Source organism: Ferrimicrobium sp. (assembly GCF_027319265.1).
Lineage (GTDB): Bacteria > Actinomycetota > Acidimicrobiia > Acidimicrobiales > Acidimicrobiaceae > Ferrimicrobium.
Window position 1 is genome coordinate 78,578 of the sequence record NZ_DAHVNP010000070.1, and the last position, 14,795, is coordinate 93,372.

11 protein-coding genes are annotated in these 14,795 nt (G+C 56.2%); 6 read left to right on the top strand and 5 right to left on the bottom strand.

What is annotated here, in order from left to right:
* Positions 1-144: 144 nt before the first annotated feature.
* The 3 genes from kdpA to M7439_RS10605 are packed head-to-tail and all read left to right on the top strand — an operon-like array spanning position 145 to position 4,409.
* Positions 145-1,833, top strand: a complete 1,689-nt coding sequence (kdpA, locus tag M7439_RS10595; RefSeq protein ID WP_298342671.1) for a potassium-transporting ATPase subunit KdpA — start codon at positions 145-147, stop codon at positions 1,831-1,833.
* On the top strand, positions 1,834-3,873 hold the full coding sequence (kdpB, locus tag M7439_RS10600; RefSeq protein ID WP_298342673.1) for a potassium-transporting ATPase subunit KdpB: 2,040 nt from the start codon (positions 1,834-1,836) through the stop codon (positions 3,871-3,873). It abuts the gene before it with no gap.
* Positions 3,873-4,409 (top strand): potassium-transporting ATPase subunit C, encoded by a 537-nt coding sequence (locus tag M7439_RS10605; RefSeq protein WP_298342677.1) that lies wholly within the window; start codon positions 3,873-3,875, stop codon positions 4,407-4,409. The genes kdpB and M7439_RS10605 overlap by 1 nt, the downstream gene beginning before the upstream one ends.
* Before the next feature lie 75 nt (positions 4,410-4,484).
* On the opposite strand, the gene M7439_RS10610 is transcribed toward M7439_RS10605, so the two are convergent.
* Positions 4,485-5,636, bottom strand: a complete 1,152-nt coding sequence (locus M7439_RS10610) for a universal stress protein (RefSeq protein ID WP_298442444.1) — start codon at positions 5,634-5,636, stop codon at positions 4,485-4,487.
* Positions 5,637-5,698: 62 nt separating this feature from the next.
* Between M7439_RS10610 and M7439_RS10615 the strand changes: the two genes are divergently transcribed.
* From M7439_RS10615 to M7439_RS10625, 3 genes are read left to right on the top strand one after another with little or no spacing between them, the layout of a single operon-like run.
* A complete protein-coding gene (locus M7439_RS10615) occupies positions 5,699-7,174 on the top strand; it encodes an ATP-binding protein (RefSeq protein WP_298342682.1) in 1,476 nt (491 codons plus the stop codon).
* Positions 7,171-7,851 carry a response regulator transcription factor gene (locus M7439_RS10620; protein WP_298342685.1) on the top strand — a complete coding sequence of 227 codons (681 nt, stop codon included), beginning with the start codon at positions 7,171-7,173 and terminating at the stop codon, positions 7,849-7,851. The genes M7439_RS10615 and M7439_RS10620 overlap by 4 nt, the downstream gene beginning before the upstream one ends.
* A 12-nt stretch (positions 7,852-7,863) precedes the next feature.
* On the top strand, positions 7,864-7,995 hold the full coding sequence (locus M7439_RS10625; protein WP_298342688.1) for a hypothetical protein: 132 nt from the start codon (positions 7,864-7,866) through the stop codon (positions 7,993-7,995).
* Between the two features lie 476 nt (positions 7,996-8,471).
* Here the strand turns inward: M7439_RS10625 and M7439_RS10630 are convergent, their stop codons facing one another.
* From M7439_RS10630 to M7439_RS10645, 4 genes are all read right to left on the bottom strand, one after another.
* The gene (locus M7439_RS10630; RefSeq protein ID WP_298342690.1) at positions 8,472-9,275 is read right to left on the bottom strand and encodes a ferritin-like domain-containing protein; all 804 of its coding nucleotides are present in this window, start codon (positions 9,273-9,275) and stop codon (positions 8,472-8,474) included.
* 181 nt (positions 9,276-9,456) lie between these two features.
* A complete protein-coding gene (locus tag M7439_RS10635) occupies positions 9,457-10,233 on the bottom strand; it encodes a tyrosine-protein phosphatase (RefSeq protein ID WP_298342694.1) in 777 nt (258 codons plus the stop codon).
* Positions 10,234-10,331: 98 nt separating this feature from the next.
* Positions 10,332-12,791, bottom strand: a complete 2,460-nt coding sequence (gene gyrA, locus M7439_RS10640) for a DNA gyrase subunit A (RefSeq protein ID WP_298342697.1) — start codon at positions 12,789-12,791, stop codon at positions 10,332-10,334.
* An 8-nt stretch (positions 12,792-12,799) separates the two neighbouring features.
* Complete coding sequence (locus tag M7439_RS10645; RefSeq protein WP_298342700.1) at positions 12,800-14,728, bottom strand: type IIA DNA topoisomerase subunit B; 1,929 nt, start codon at positions 14,726-14,728, stop codon at positions 12,800-12,802.
* Positions 14,729-14,795: the final 67 nt, after the last annotated feature.

The following is a 14,795-nucleotide window of genomic DNA, read 5'->3' on the forward strand; positions in this document are numbered from 1 at the left end:
GTCAGCGTTTTGGGCGAACCATGTCAACAGTTCTTGATACCTCTCTTGCCCCGCGTCAACAGACTCTCAACGTTGCGGCCAATCTCCAAGCCGGACCGGTGCTCGAACATAGGATGAGCCCATGTTCTGGAACTGGGAGTCTACATGGCGTTTGTAATCGAAATCATTGTCCTACTGGTCGTGCTCGGCCTGATCTGGCGATATCTGGGTTCATATCTGACGGCAGTGTTCACTGGGCGAGTCCATTTTCTGGACTGGATCGAGTTACCTCTCCTTCGTCTCCTCGGTATCCAACCGGGCGCGGAGCAGAGCTGGCGTCGGTATCTCCGGTCCTTGCTCGTCTTCTCTCTCGTCTCCTTGGTGATCACCTACCTACTGCTGGCTCTCCAGGGACATCTCCCGCTCAACCCCGAGCATCTTGGTGACGTGACACCAGCACTGGCCTTCAACACAGCGGTGTCGTTTCTCACCAACACCAACTGGCAAAACTACGCTGGCGGGACGACGATGTCCTATCTCTCACAGATGGTCGCCCTGGCGACGCAAAACTTCGTCTCAGCCGCCGTTGGTCTTGCCGTCGCGATCGCGGTGATCCGCGGCTTTTCCCGGAAGCGATCGAGTACCCTTGGCAACTTCTGGATCGACACCATTCGTGGAGTGTTCTACGTTCTTCTCCCAATCTCGATCGTCATGACGCTCGTCTTCGTCTGGCAAGGAGCTCCCCAGACGCTCCTTGGCCCAGCGCACATTCATGATGTCTTGAACGGCGTCCACCAGACCATCCTGCGAGGACCGGTGGCCTCCCAAGAGGTGATCAAGCAGCTCGGCACCAACGGTGGCGGTTTCTTTAACGCCAACTCTGCACACCCCTTTGAAAACCCGACCGGATTCACGAACTTCCTGGAGATCGTTCTGATCCTCTGCATCCCTGTTGCCCTGACCTACACCTTTGGCAAGATGGTCGGCAACATCAAGGAGGGCGTTGCGGTGCTCATGGCGATGATTATCCTCTTCGCTGGCACCTTCGCCTTCACGCTCGCAGCGGAAAAAGGCGGCAATCCCGCCGTACACGCAGCTGGCATCACCAGTACCCGCGGCAATATGGTCGGCAAAGAATCACGATTCGGTGTCGACAATTCGGTACTCTTTAACGTAACATCAACACAGACCTCGACCGGATCGGTAAACTCCTCCGCGGACTCCTACACCCCGATCGGTGGGCTTGGCATGCTAGCAGGCATGATGTACGGTGAGGTCTCCCCCGGCGGTATTGGCAGCGGCATCTACACCATCTTGATCTTCGCTATCCTCACCGTCTTTATCGCCGGTCTGATGGTAGGGAGAACACCTGAGTACGTGAGGAAGAAGATCCAGAAAACCGAGATTATCTGGGCGTCGATCGGAGTGCTGGTGATGCCGATCACCGTCCTGATCTTGACCGCGATTACCGTTGCCCTCCCTGATGGACGAGCGGCCATCTTGAACCACGGACCTCACGGATTCTCCGAGATCCTCTATGCCTTTACCTCGCAGGGCAACAACAATGGCTCGGCCTTTGCCGGCCTCTCGAGCAACACCGCGTACTTCAACATCACCGGTGCTATCGCCATGCTGATTGGAAGATTCGGCGTCATCGTACCGGTGATGGCACTCGCCGGCTCGTTGGCGGCCAAAGAGGAGGTACCGGTAACCGCCGGGACGTTCCTGACTGCAACCCCGATGTTCACCGGTCTACTGGTCGGAGTGATTTTACTGGTTGGTGCTCTTAATTTCTTTCCGGCGGTGGCTCTTGGACCCATCGCGGAAGCGGTCTCACATGGGAGGTTTTTCTAAATGGCTACCAGCGTTCGAACCAAGGGAGTCGCGGGGTCGAAGTCCCTCTTTGACCGCGACATCCTCACCGCTGCCATCAAGGCGTCATTCATCAAACTCGACCCTCGGGTCCAGGTGCGCAACCCTGTTATGTTCGTGGTCTACCTCGGGACCGTGGTGACCCTCATCGCATCGATTGTCCACACCTCACTCTTTTCGTGGATGGTCACGATCGTCCTCGCCTTTACTGTGTTGTTTGCCAACTTTGCAGAGGCGATGGCCGAGGGTCGAGGCAAGGCCCAGGCTGATACCCTTCGTCGAACCCGAACCGAGACTGAGGCACGAAGGCTTAACTCCGATGGATCCGAGGAGGTCGTGCCAGCCAATCAACTCCAGACCGGCGACCTCGTCGTCTGTGAAGCCAACGACGTCATTCCCTCCGATGGAGAGATCGTCGACGGCGTTGCATCCGTCGACGAGTCCGCCATCACGGGGGAGTCGGCACCAGTCATCCGCGAAGCTGGGGGTGATCGGTCGTCGGTGACGGGTGGCACCATGGTGCTTTCGGATCGCATCGTGATCAAAATCACCGCGACGCCGGGCAACTCGTTCCTCGATCGAATGATCTCGCTAGTCGAGGGTGCGAACCGCAAAAAAACGCCCAACGAGGTCGCACTCTCCATTCTCCTGATCGCATTGACCGTGATCTTTGTTCCCGTGGTGGTGAGCTTGGAGTACTTCGCCCACTTTTCGCATACAGGAATCGCGATCGTTACCCTTGTCGCCCTTCTCGTCTGTCTCATCCCGACGACGATCGGTGCCCTCCTCTCGGCGATCGGGATCGCCGGAATGGACCGAATGGTTCAAAAGAACGTGCTGGCCATGTCAGGCCGAGCCGTTGAGGCCGCCGGCGACGTTTCGACCCTGTTGCTCGACAAGACCGGAACGATCACCTTTGGCAACCGAATGGCGTCGCGCTTTGTCGGCGTCGGCGGCACCTCCAATGAAGAGATGGCTCGAGTAGCTCGACTCGCCTCGATGGCTGATGAGACACCCGAGGGTCGTTCCATCGTGGTACTGGCGAAAAACGAGTACGGCATCCGTGACAACGAAGTCGGTACCGATTACGAGTTCGTTCCCTTCTCAGCTACCACCCGTATGTCTGGCGTGAACATCAATGACACCCAGATTCGCAAGGGGGCAACCGAAGCGGTTAAACGGTGGGTGATCGACCAGGGTGGAGAGGTTCCCAGTGAAGTTGACGATCTCACCAAGGAGATCGCCAACGCTGGCTCGACCCCACTGGTGGTCGCTGAGAACAAGAGAGTGCTCGGCGTCGTCGAACTCAAGGACGTCGTGAAGCCTGGTATCAAGGAACGCTTCGCCCAGCTGCGTAAGATGGGCATCCGCACCGTGATGATCACCGGAGATAACCCTCTTACGGCAGCCGCGATCGCCTCAGAGGCTGGCGTCGATGACTATCTCGCTGAGGCGACACCAGAGCGCAAACTCGAACTCATCAAGGAGGAGCAGGAGGGGGGCAAACTCGTTGCGATGACCGGTGACGGTACCAACGACGCCCCAGCGCTCGCCCAGGCAGACGTCGGGGTTGCGATGAACTCAGGCACGGTCGCTGCCAAGGAGGCAGGGAACATGGTCGATCTCGATTCAAGTCCCACCAAACTGATCGAGATCGTCGAGGTGGGCAAGCAACTCCTCATCACCCGAGGGGCGCTCACCACCTTCTCGATCGCCAATGACCTCGCGAAGTACTTCGCCATTATCCCCGCACTCTTCATTGCGGCCTACCCACAGTTGAAGGTGCTCAACGTCATGCACCTTCACTCCCCGATCACCGCGATCCTCTCGGCAGTGATCTTCAACGCACTGATCATCATCGTTCTGATCCCGCTGGCGCTGCGAGGGGTGAAGTTTCGACCCGCCGCTGCCGGTGAGATCATCCGAAGAAACGTATTCATCTATGGAGTGGGTGGGGTGATCCTCCCCTTCATCGGCATCAAACTTATCGATATTCTTCTCACGGTCACGAGGTTGTACTAATGCTGACTCAAATCCGCCGCTCAATCGTTCTCGCCCTCTTCTTCGCTATCATCCTCGGTCTTGCCTATCCACTTGTTGAGACTGGGCTGGCCAATGTCCTCTTTCCCACCCAGGCAAAAGGTTCACTCACCCCGTACGGCTCCACCGAGATAGGCCAGCACTGGAGTGGAGACCGTTGGTTCCACGGTCGGCCAGATCTCGACAATGACACCGAGACGGGAGGCACCAATCTTGGCCCTCGGTCAAAGCAACTGCTCGATAACACCAAAGCACTCGTGGCGTTCTGGCATGCCCAAGGTGTCGACCCCACCCAAGAACTGGTCACCACATCAGGAAGCGAGGTCGACCCCGACATCTCCCAAAAGAGCGCTCTTGTCCAGATCCCAATGATCCACCGATCAACCGGCATCTCGGTTAGCCGCCTACGCCAGCTCATCGACGCACAGACCACCGGGCCTGAATACGGCATCTTTGGCGATGGCTACGTGAACGTACTGAGCCTGAATCGTGCACTCGCGGCGATCGAAGGGCGCTAGCTGGCTCGCGTCACGGTGGGTGGAAACAGACAGCGAGCAATGCGTGATCCACGGACGACAACTAGGCGACCCCGCCTAGTTGTCGTCAATCTCAGCAAGTCCTGGGTCATAGTCGCGGATCCCGATCACATGGACATCAATGCCCAGCGGACCGACTTTACGAAGGACCTGATTGACGATAGAACCCTTCAACAGTTCATCGCGCCGAGAACGCTTTGAGGCACCGATGACAATCTGGGTGATCTGATGCTCGAGCGCGGTCTCAACCATGACATCGGCCACCTTGGTACCGTACTTCTCCAAGAAGACAACCCCAAGATCATGGCTCAACTTCCTGAGCGCCTCGATCTCCCGGGAAGCCGACTCCGATATGTCGGTGTCGGGCATGATCAACAACGAGCGCAGGTCCGCCTTAGATCGAGCCGCCATCCTCGCCGCCCGACGAAGAACCCGTGGAGTCTCCGGCGAGAGGCTCAATCCCACCAAGTAACGCTCTCTCGTCTCAAAAACTCTCCGACCCTGTCGGTTTGCGAACGACAAGAGCAGATCTTCGTCCGCTTCGTCAGCCACAAAACGCAGGGCCAACTCTCGCAGGGCGGTCAGATTCTGCGTGGTGAAGAAGTTGTCAAGTGCCGACTGGATCTTCGACTCGGGGTAGATGTTGCCGTGAAGCATTCGCCGCCGCAGTTGCTGTGGGGAGGAGTCGATCAGCTCGAGCTGATCGGCTTGGCGTACCACCCAGTCCGGTACCCGCTCGGAGATTCGGACTCCGAGCATCTCCTCAACCGCACCGGCGATGCTCTCGATATGTTGCACGTTCAGAGTTGCGATGACATCGATTCCCGCATTCAGCAGATCAAGCACATCCTCATAACGCTTTTCATGTGGTCCGGATCCTGGAATATTGGTATGTGCGAGCTCATCCACCAGCACCACATCAGGATGACGAGCCACAACCGCCGCGGTGTCCATCTCCATGAATTGACGCCCTTGGTAGGTCACCACCCGTTGGGGAATCACAGGAATCTCGCGGATCAGCTCCTGGGTGTGGACCCGCCCATGGGTCTCAACCAACCCGATCACCACATCGGCACCGCGTTGCATCCGCCGCCAACCCTCGTCCAACATGGCGCAGGTCTTACCCACCCCCGCCATCGCCCCCAGATAGATACGAAATCGACCGGCAGCCTCGACCTCATTGCTTGCGGATTGTTCCACGCTCGACATACCTCGGTCTATCTCCAAGTCGACAATGATACGATCTCTATACTAGGGGCGGTGGACAGAATATGATGGGTAGAGCGATCACAGCACACGACCGATCAGCGTTGCTTGGATCGGGTCTCAGTATTTTCATGATCGGTGTGTTTTCGGCGCTGCTGGTACCATTGCGCACGCATCTCCCACCCGCATCCATCGCGCTCATTCTTGTCGTCCCTCTGGTGGCCAGCATCGCCGTTGGCGGCATCTCGGCCGGAGTAGTCGCCACCCTTGCTGGTTTTGGCGCCTACGATCTCTTTTTTATCCCTCCTTATGGCACCCTCGCTGTAGGGGTAGCGTCAAATTGGATACCCCTTGGTGTCTATGCTTTGGTCGGTCTCGTCACTGTCCTGATTGACCGTCGCTTCCGACTCCAAAGAGAGCGCGCCCTCTACCAGGCGCATATTCTCGAACAACTGGCCAATCTTCCCGCTACGCTCATCAGTGAGCGCTCCCTTGAGGGTGTGTGGCGAAGCGCCACTGAACAGATCGTTCAGCTCCTGGATCTCCAAGGGGCGATGGCGTTGCGCCCAACAGACAACCTGCTCCGACCGGCGAACATCGTCGGCGACCACCAGATGGCCACCTCGATAGCCAGCGCCTTTGTTGGATCAAACGGCATGGCTCGGAGTGGGGAGATCACCATTGAGGGAATACGAGTCCGCTCCTTTGCCTTATCGACGCTCAGCGACAACTTCGGGTTCCTGGTGATCTGGAGCGATGACCTGCCTGATAGCCTCGTGCAGGCACTGAATGTGGTAGCCAACCAGATATCTGCCGCCCTTGAGCGAACACAGCTCCATGAGACGCGCCTCAAACTCGATACGCTCCAACAGATCGACGGTTGGCGCGCCTCCCTCCTGAGAACGGTGTCCCATGACCTGTTGACACCACTTGCTGGCATCAAGACCGCCACCACCGCGCTCAACGAATTCGGTGATGGCCTCGAACCACACGAGCGCGAACAGCTCCTGGATACCGCACTCAGCCAAATCGACCGATCTATTCAGTTGGTCAGTGATCTACTCAATGTCACGCGAATCGAGGCCGGCGCCTTTCATCTCCAGTATCGGTCGGTGAACCTGATCGAGTTAATCCAAGAGGTAGCAATGGGTATCGATTTTCTCTCGGTCGAATCAAAGCTCGACCTCTCTGCACCGCCTGAACTACCCCTGGCTCGGGTTGACGTTGGGTTGGTACGCGAGGTGATCTGGAATCTGCTCGATAATGCTGTCCGTCACTCGCCAATCGGTGACGTGGTCCAGGTAGCGATCGAACTCGACAAGGCGTTCTTTGTCGTCCACATCCACGATACCGGCCGACTCGTCGAGGGTGCAGATCAGATACGGCTCTTTGAGTGGTTCCATGCCGTAGGCAAGAGTGGGCGCAGTGGATTAGGCCTTGCAATTGCACGATCCTTCATCGAGGCCCACCATGGTCAGCTCTCAGTGCATACGACAGAGAGCGGAACGACCTTCACCTTCACGCTCCCAAGGCAACCATGACCTCCGTTCTTATCATCGACGATGACCCAGCACTCAGTAGAGTGCTCCGCATTGGATTGAGCGCCGCGGGCTATGACGTCACCGTTGCCCTGCGGGGTCTGGATGGACTGGCTCGGGCCATCCAGGATCATCCTGATCTTTTGGTCGTCGACCTTGGTCTACCGGACATCGATGGCGTGACCCTCGTTGCAGAGCTACGTCGCTATCACAAGAAGGGCCTTGTCGTCCTCTCAGCGGCAGGCGATGAACACACCAAAGTCAAAGCCCTCGACCGTGGTGCCGATGACTATGTCACCAAGCCCTTCGGGTTGAGCGAGTTCGAAGCTCGACTACGCGCACTGGAGCGCCGCATGGACCTAGCCGCTCCGATGGTCACCGAGATAACCGCTGCGCCAGGATTGGTGATCGACCTCGCAAAACGTCGCGTGATCGACGATGTCCAAGGTGAGATCCGACTCACGCCGCGAGAATTTGATCTCCTACGGTTCTTGGTTGAAAATCAACGGCGTCTCTGCACGCATCAGCTCCTCCTGACGACCCTCTGGGGAGAGGGCTACGACGACCCGCACCATGTACGTGTGTACGTCAATCGACTGCGAACCAAGTTGGGTCCATCCAGCCAATACCTCCGGTCCAGAGCTGGACTGGGCTACCTCTGGGAGAGCGAGGCTCCGTGACAACCGTTACCCATGGATACCCTCTCGGTCACTACCAACACGCTCTACGACCCATGCGATACCTTCGCTGCGGCCGTTCGCTCCATCTGGGAGAGCTATCTCTGTCTTCTCCTGATCTCCAAGGGGGCCTTCCTGATCGCGTAGTCTGCCAAGGCAATCGCCGATGCGAGCACCATGGTGCTAATCGGATTGACACCCAAGATCGTCAGCTCGACCGCCATCGCCGCGATCACGACGCTCAAGAGTAGGCGGGGAACGTCCCTTCCAGAGCGTCCAGCCGCAGACCAATCACCGCAACCTCTACCCCATGCGAGCGCTCGAATCTCTGCCGAGAGATACTAGAGTTTTCGCGAACGCTCACACGTGGCGCGTGGGAAGCTTCACGAACCCGGCATGCTGGTCCTAGCGATACAGGCGCAAGTCGCGCGATTCATAAGAGGGTGCATCGATAGTACTACTTTGTGTCTGCGCATTCACGCCTCGCGGAGTCGTATCGATTCGCACCTCCAATGGTCGTTTGACCAGTCAGGTAGGTGCGAATTGTCACTGGTGAACCTTTCGCAGCCCGGTGGAGATCAGGAAGCCTCTCGTCAGATCCAATCACCGTTTCCGCAGAAGCCTCACTGGCGGAGAGCTGCTGCTTTGCCGCCACGGCGCGCCGCGGTCTCGAGCAAGGTGAGCCCGTCAAGACCCGGTAGTCGCGAAAATTTCCGGTCGACCCTTTGTGCGGCTACCAGACCCTCTTCATCGGCGAATAGATAGGATGCCATATGAGCGACTTCGCTATTGGAGACAACTCCACTACCCACTGGGGCCCAGAACTTGGTGAGGGCGAATCGAGCCAGACGCTGCGCACGTCTGCTCTTCAAGAGACGTTTCCGAGCCTCACCCTCATAGAAGTCAAGGTGTCTACCCTCCTGTTTCATGATCCGACGAACGAGTTCAGAGAGCTCCGGGTGTTGGGCTTTGGCGATCATTCTTGCGTACGCCGCCTGGGCAGTCAACTCGTTGATCGCACCCCAACACATCTGGATTGCAACAAAATCGTCTGCGATCAACGACCCAATATTGAAGGTCAATAGTCGTAGTTCATCAAGCCATTTTCGCTCACGACGAAGGTCTTGTGCTGACTCTTTAGCTCCCGGTAATCGGTGCAGTTCGAGCACCTGACCAAGTGCTTCTCCATGCCAAAATTCCTCGTAGTTCCAGCAAGCGAGGAACGCGGTGATATCTGGATCGCGATGCGCGCTCGTGGCCAAGATCTCTCGAAGATAGCAGATTGTATGACTCTCAACATCGCACATGTAACGGAGGCAACGGAGCGTTTCCACTGCTAACGGTTGCGTCTCGAAGGAGTTAAAATCGATCCCTTCAAGATCTACTCGAGCCGAACGCCCGATAATAGAACGACTAGATACAGGCATATCATTTCTTCGTTCCACGAGCGGTCTCTGGATGTTCGGTTCACCGACAACTGTTGTTCGTTAGCTCGCATCCAGAGAACAACCAATAAACAGGCCGGAGTTCCTCACCCTATCTACGATGTCGTCAATGCCCTATCGAGCTTGCTGATCGATCGCAGTCGAAGAGATTGATGGTAAGCCATCAACAATAAGGTTGCTTCTCTTGCTCAGTCAACAGTAGATTGCGAATCGAATCAATCTCATCATCAGCGATGCCCTGCGCCCGCAACCACTCCTCGATTGATCCAGCTGAACTTCGAATCCGCTCCAGTACTGCGAGGATCGTCTCCGGATTGGAGGAGAACAACACTGCAGGGATCTGCTGTATGACCTCAAGCTCTTGCGGTTGTGTACTTCGCATGCGATCAAACCATGCCTTGGTCGCCCTATCCGTCAACTGATAGTCCCGTGCGATACTCTCATCTGGTACGCCAAGGAGGTCGAGCAGCAAGGCGGCAATCAATCCCGTCCGATCCTTGCCGGCAACGCAGTGGAAGACGAGCGGGTAGCTCGTGGGAAGCGCAAAGAGGTGGAAACTCGCTACGATAGCATCCGCGCCGCGTTCCAACAGATGCAGATAGCGGGTATTGATGTACGTTTGGTCATCCACGCCGGGACTGTGCACACCAACCACGTCTTCCACCAACGAGAGATGGGCATAGGTCAATGGTGATGGATACTCGTCAACGGGAAAACGACCGAGTCGATCAACCTCCTCACTACTGCGCAGGTCGATCACGGTACGGAGACCGAGCCCTCCAAGACGATCGATGTCAGAGCTTGTCAACTGCGCTAAGTTATCCGCACGATACACCAGACCCAGGCGAACACGTCGCTCGGTAATGGTTGGGTAACCGCCAAGGTCGCGAAAGTTCAATGGACCTTGTAACTGGATCCGAGGATCGAGTTCTCCCATCATTTTCGTTCCTTGTGCCTCTCTATCGCCATCCTCGCCTCGTTGCCGCTACCTCTATGTGCCCTCAGCCTCGCCAGGAACCCAGTAGGAAGTCCAAGAACCTAGGTCTCATCCTCTATCTCTGAATCCTGCACGACCCCTACCGAAGAGATCACCTCGGAACCCTGGAGGGTCATCAACTTGACCCCGGTAGCGATTTTTCCTTGCGCAGAGATCGACTTCGCCCGTACGCGAATTGTTTGTCCATTGGAGCTCACGATAATCAGCTGCTCGTCCTTGGATACGAACTCCGCTGCGACGAGATGGCCTTTTTGAGCCGTCAGCTTCATCCCGTGGACACCAGCGCCACCACGCTTCTGTGCTGAGAAATAGTGCGGGCTGATGCGTTTGCCATAGCCGTTGGAGGTGACCAAGACTACTTCACGATCGTCATCAATCATGTCTCCCCCGATAACCCGATCATTAGGTCGCATGCGCATCGCCTTAACCCCAGCCGTTGCGCGTCCTGTTGATCGCACCTCTTCAATGGAGAAGCGGATCACCATCCCGTCCTTCGAGAAGATCATGGCCTCCTGTTCGGCGTGGGCCGTCATCACCTTGACGAGGCTATCGCCTTCACGTAGATCGATCGCTATCAATCCATCGCGTCGCGACCGAGCATACTCGGGCATCGGTGTTCGCTTGATCATCCCCTGTTCGGTAATGAACACAAGGTCGGTCATCTCCGGAAAATCCTTTGTCCCCATCACCGCAGCGATAGACTCCCCATCCTGAAGAGGGATCAGGTTCACCATGGCTGTACCACGAGCGCTACGCTCGAGCCTTGGAAGCTCGTAGCCACGGAGCTGATAGACCTTGCCTCTCGACGAAAAGATAAGAATCTTCGAGAGCATGGAGGAAGGAATGAGATGGCTAATACCATCCTCCTCCTTAACCTTGGCACCAACCACTCCTCGGCCCCCACGGTTTTGCGCACGAAACGACGCCTCTGGCACCGCCTTGATGTACCCCGATCGAGAGATCATCACCACCAAGTTCTCATCTTCGATCAGGTCCTCTGCTGAGAACTCGCCTGGATCGATGACAAACTGCGATCGCCGCGGCTGTTCGTAGGGTTGCGACGCCTCGACCAACTCCTCCTTGACGATCGTGTCAAGACGTACCCGATCACCAAGGATGGCCTCTAGATCAGCGATCGACAGATGGAGCTGTACCGACTCCTCCTCAAGTTCGGACCGACCCAGGCGTGTCAATCGCCCGAGTGTCATGTCGAGAATGTGGTTGGCCTGTAACTCCGAGAAGTCGAATGGGCTCGCCATCAACACCTCGCGTGCCTCCCGCCGGTCCGCTGACCCTCGAATCGCTTGAATCACAGCGTCGAGCTGATCGATGCAGCGTAACAAGCCATCGACGATGTGCAGCCGTTCACGTGCCTTTCGCAGTCGATACTCCGACCGGCGTGTCACTACCTCACGCTGATGGTCGATGTACACCTGGATCGCTTGGAGCAGGTTGAGAGTCCGCGGGACGCCATCGACAATGGCGAGCATGTTGATCGCAAAACTCGATTGCAACGGGGTGAGCTTATAGAGATTATTCAGGACAACATTTGGGTTCGCGTCGCGCTTGAGCTCAATCACAAAACGACTCTCTCGCCCGGAGGAGTAGTTCTGAACATCAGAGATACCATCGATCAACTTGTCCTCGACAAGCTTCTTAATGCGCTCAGCAATCTGCTCAAAGGAGGTCTGGAATGGAATATCGGTTACGACAATCTGCGAACGATTCTTTACTTCCTCAATCTCAGCAACTGCTCGGAGGCGAACCGACCCTCTCCCTGTTCGATAGGCTGCCACAATACCCTCGCGTCCGAGTATCTGACCACCCGTAGGAAAGTCAGGTCCCGGAACGATGCTCAAAAGATCGTCAACCACCGCATCTGGGTGGTCGATCACATAGATCACCGCCTGCACGACTTCGGCCAAGTTGTGCGACGGAATCTGTGTCGCCATTCCAACCGCGATCCCTTGTGACCCATTCACGAGGAGGTTGGGGAACCTCGCTGGAAGCACGGAGGGCTCAACGGATTGAGAATCATAGTTCGGTACGAAGTCAACCGTCTCCTCGTCGATGCTAGCGAGCATCTGGAGAGCGATTGGAGCCAATCGACACTCGGTATAGCGAGAAGCGGCAGGTCCTGTCGAGGGATCAGGAGCTCCAAAATTACCATGCCCGTCGATCAGGGGATGGAGTAGCGAGAAGTCCTGCACCATACGAGCCAAGGCGTCGTAGATAGCCGCGTCACCGTGAGGGTGAAATTTACCCATCACATCACCAACGACCTTGGCACACTTGACGTGGGGTCGATCAGGTCGATAACCGTTATCGAACATCGAGTAAAGGATCCGTCGGTGAACCGGCTTCAAACCGTCACGGGCATCGGGCAAGGCACGCGAAATGATGACCGACATGGAGTATTCAAGGAAGGAACGCTCCATCTCCTCCTGTAACTCTACTAACTGAACTTGGGTGGGTTCGAAACCCTCTGGATCGTCTGGCATACCGCTCCTTAAAAGTCTAGGAACCGAACATCGTCGGCGTTCTCTTGAATGAAACGGCGACGAAGCTCTACATCGTCACCCATCAACACTGAGCACACTTCATCAGCGATACTGGCTTGTTCGACATTGATCTGGAGAAGTGAACGATGCTCCTTCGCCATCGTGGTGACGTTCAGCTCGTCAAAGTCCATCTCCCCAAGACCCTTCAACCGGAGGAAGGGTTGCTTATGATTGGGTCGGCTCGAAAGAAACTGTTGACGTTCCACCTCGTTCTTGATATAGGTCTTCTCATTGCCAATGAGCGTGGAGTACAGAGGAGGTTGGGCAGCGTAGACCATTCCCTCCTCTACGAGCGGTCGCATCTGCCGGAAGAAGAAGGTTAGGAGCAGTGTACGGATATGAGAACCATCCGGATCAGCATCAGCAAGAATAATGATCTTGTGATATCTCGCCTTCTTGATGTCGAATTCTTCCCCTACGCCAGCACCGATCGCCGCGATCAGTGATTGAATCTCCTGATTTCCGAGCATCTTATCCAAGCGCGCCCGTTCAACATTCAGGATCTTTCCACGAATAGGAAGGATGGCTTGGGTTTTTGGGTCTCGACCTTTGATGGCCGTGCCTCCTGCTGAGTTGCCTTCGACAATGAACAGCTCTGATTCCTTCGGGTCTTTCGAGGTGCAGTCGGTCAACTTGCCTGGCAGGCCAGCTCCTTCGAGTCCCGACTTACGACGCGTGAGATCACGAGCCTGTCGAGCTGCCGCACGTGCTCGTGCCGCCAGAATCGCCTTTTGGACCACCGCCCCAGCTTCTCGAGGATTCTCCTCAAACCACTCAGCCATCTTTTCATTGGTTACCTTTTCGACCAATGATCGAATGGAAACATTTCCCAACTTTGTCTTCGTCTGACCCTCAAACTGGGGATTGGTGAGCCTTACTGAGACGATAGCGGTCACTCCTTCGCGAATATCTTCACCAGCGAGATTGTCATCCTTCTCCTTGAGGAGGTTCTTTGCTCTTGCGTACTTGTTGACCACCTGTGTGAGTGCCTTCTTGAGACCCTCGGTATGCGTACCACCCTCCTCTGTGGAGATCCCATTGGCGTACGAGTGAATCGCTTCGTAGTAACCAGTATTCCAGGAGAAGGCGACCTCCACCTCCTGTTCATCCTCGGAGGCTGCGTAGTAACCCACCTTCTTAAAGAGAGGATCTTTGGGGGTATTGAGATGCGAGACGAAGTCAACGATGCCACCGTCGTATTTGAGCACCACATCGGCGGGGTCCTTACCGACCCGTTCATCCCTAAACCGAACCTCTACACCTTTGTTAAGAAAGGCGATAATCTGGAGCCGCTCGATGATCCGATGCGCCTGCAACTCCACCTCATCAAAGATTGAGGCATCCGGCCAGAAGGTCACGGTCGTTCCCCGACGACCGCGCTTTGCGGGGCCAATCTCCTTGAGTGGACCGGTTGGCTTCCCACCATCGACAAACTCCATCTCGTAATGCTTACCATCCCGATCGATCTCGAGCAGTAAACGTTGCGACAGCGCATTGACCACCGAAACGCCGACCCCATGAAGCCCACCGCTGACTTTGTAGCCGCCGGATCCAAACTTACCGCCCGCGTTCAACTGGGTAAGCGCTACCTCGGCAGCTGATTTCGATGGATCGGATGGATGGGCATCCGTCGGAATACCACGACCATCATCGATCACACGACAGCCTCCATCAGCAAGGATTGTGACATCGATCTTTGTACACTGGCCCGCCATCGCTTCGTCTACCGAATTATCGACTACCTCCCAGACGAGGTGGTGGAGTCCACTCGGTCCTGTCGACCCGATATACATTCCCGGACGCATCCGAACGTGCTCCAACCCTTCGAGGACGATGATGTCCTTCGCTGTGTAGTTAGAGCTAGCCGTGTCGCTCACCCACTCACCTCACTCCTTCATCTTGCACGACTGTCTAGTCAAGAAAAATCGCTTGGATTCATTCTAC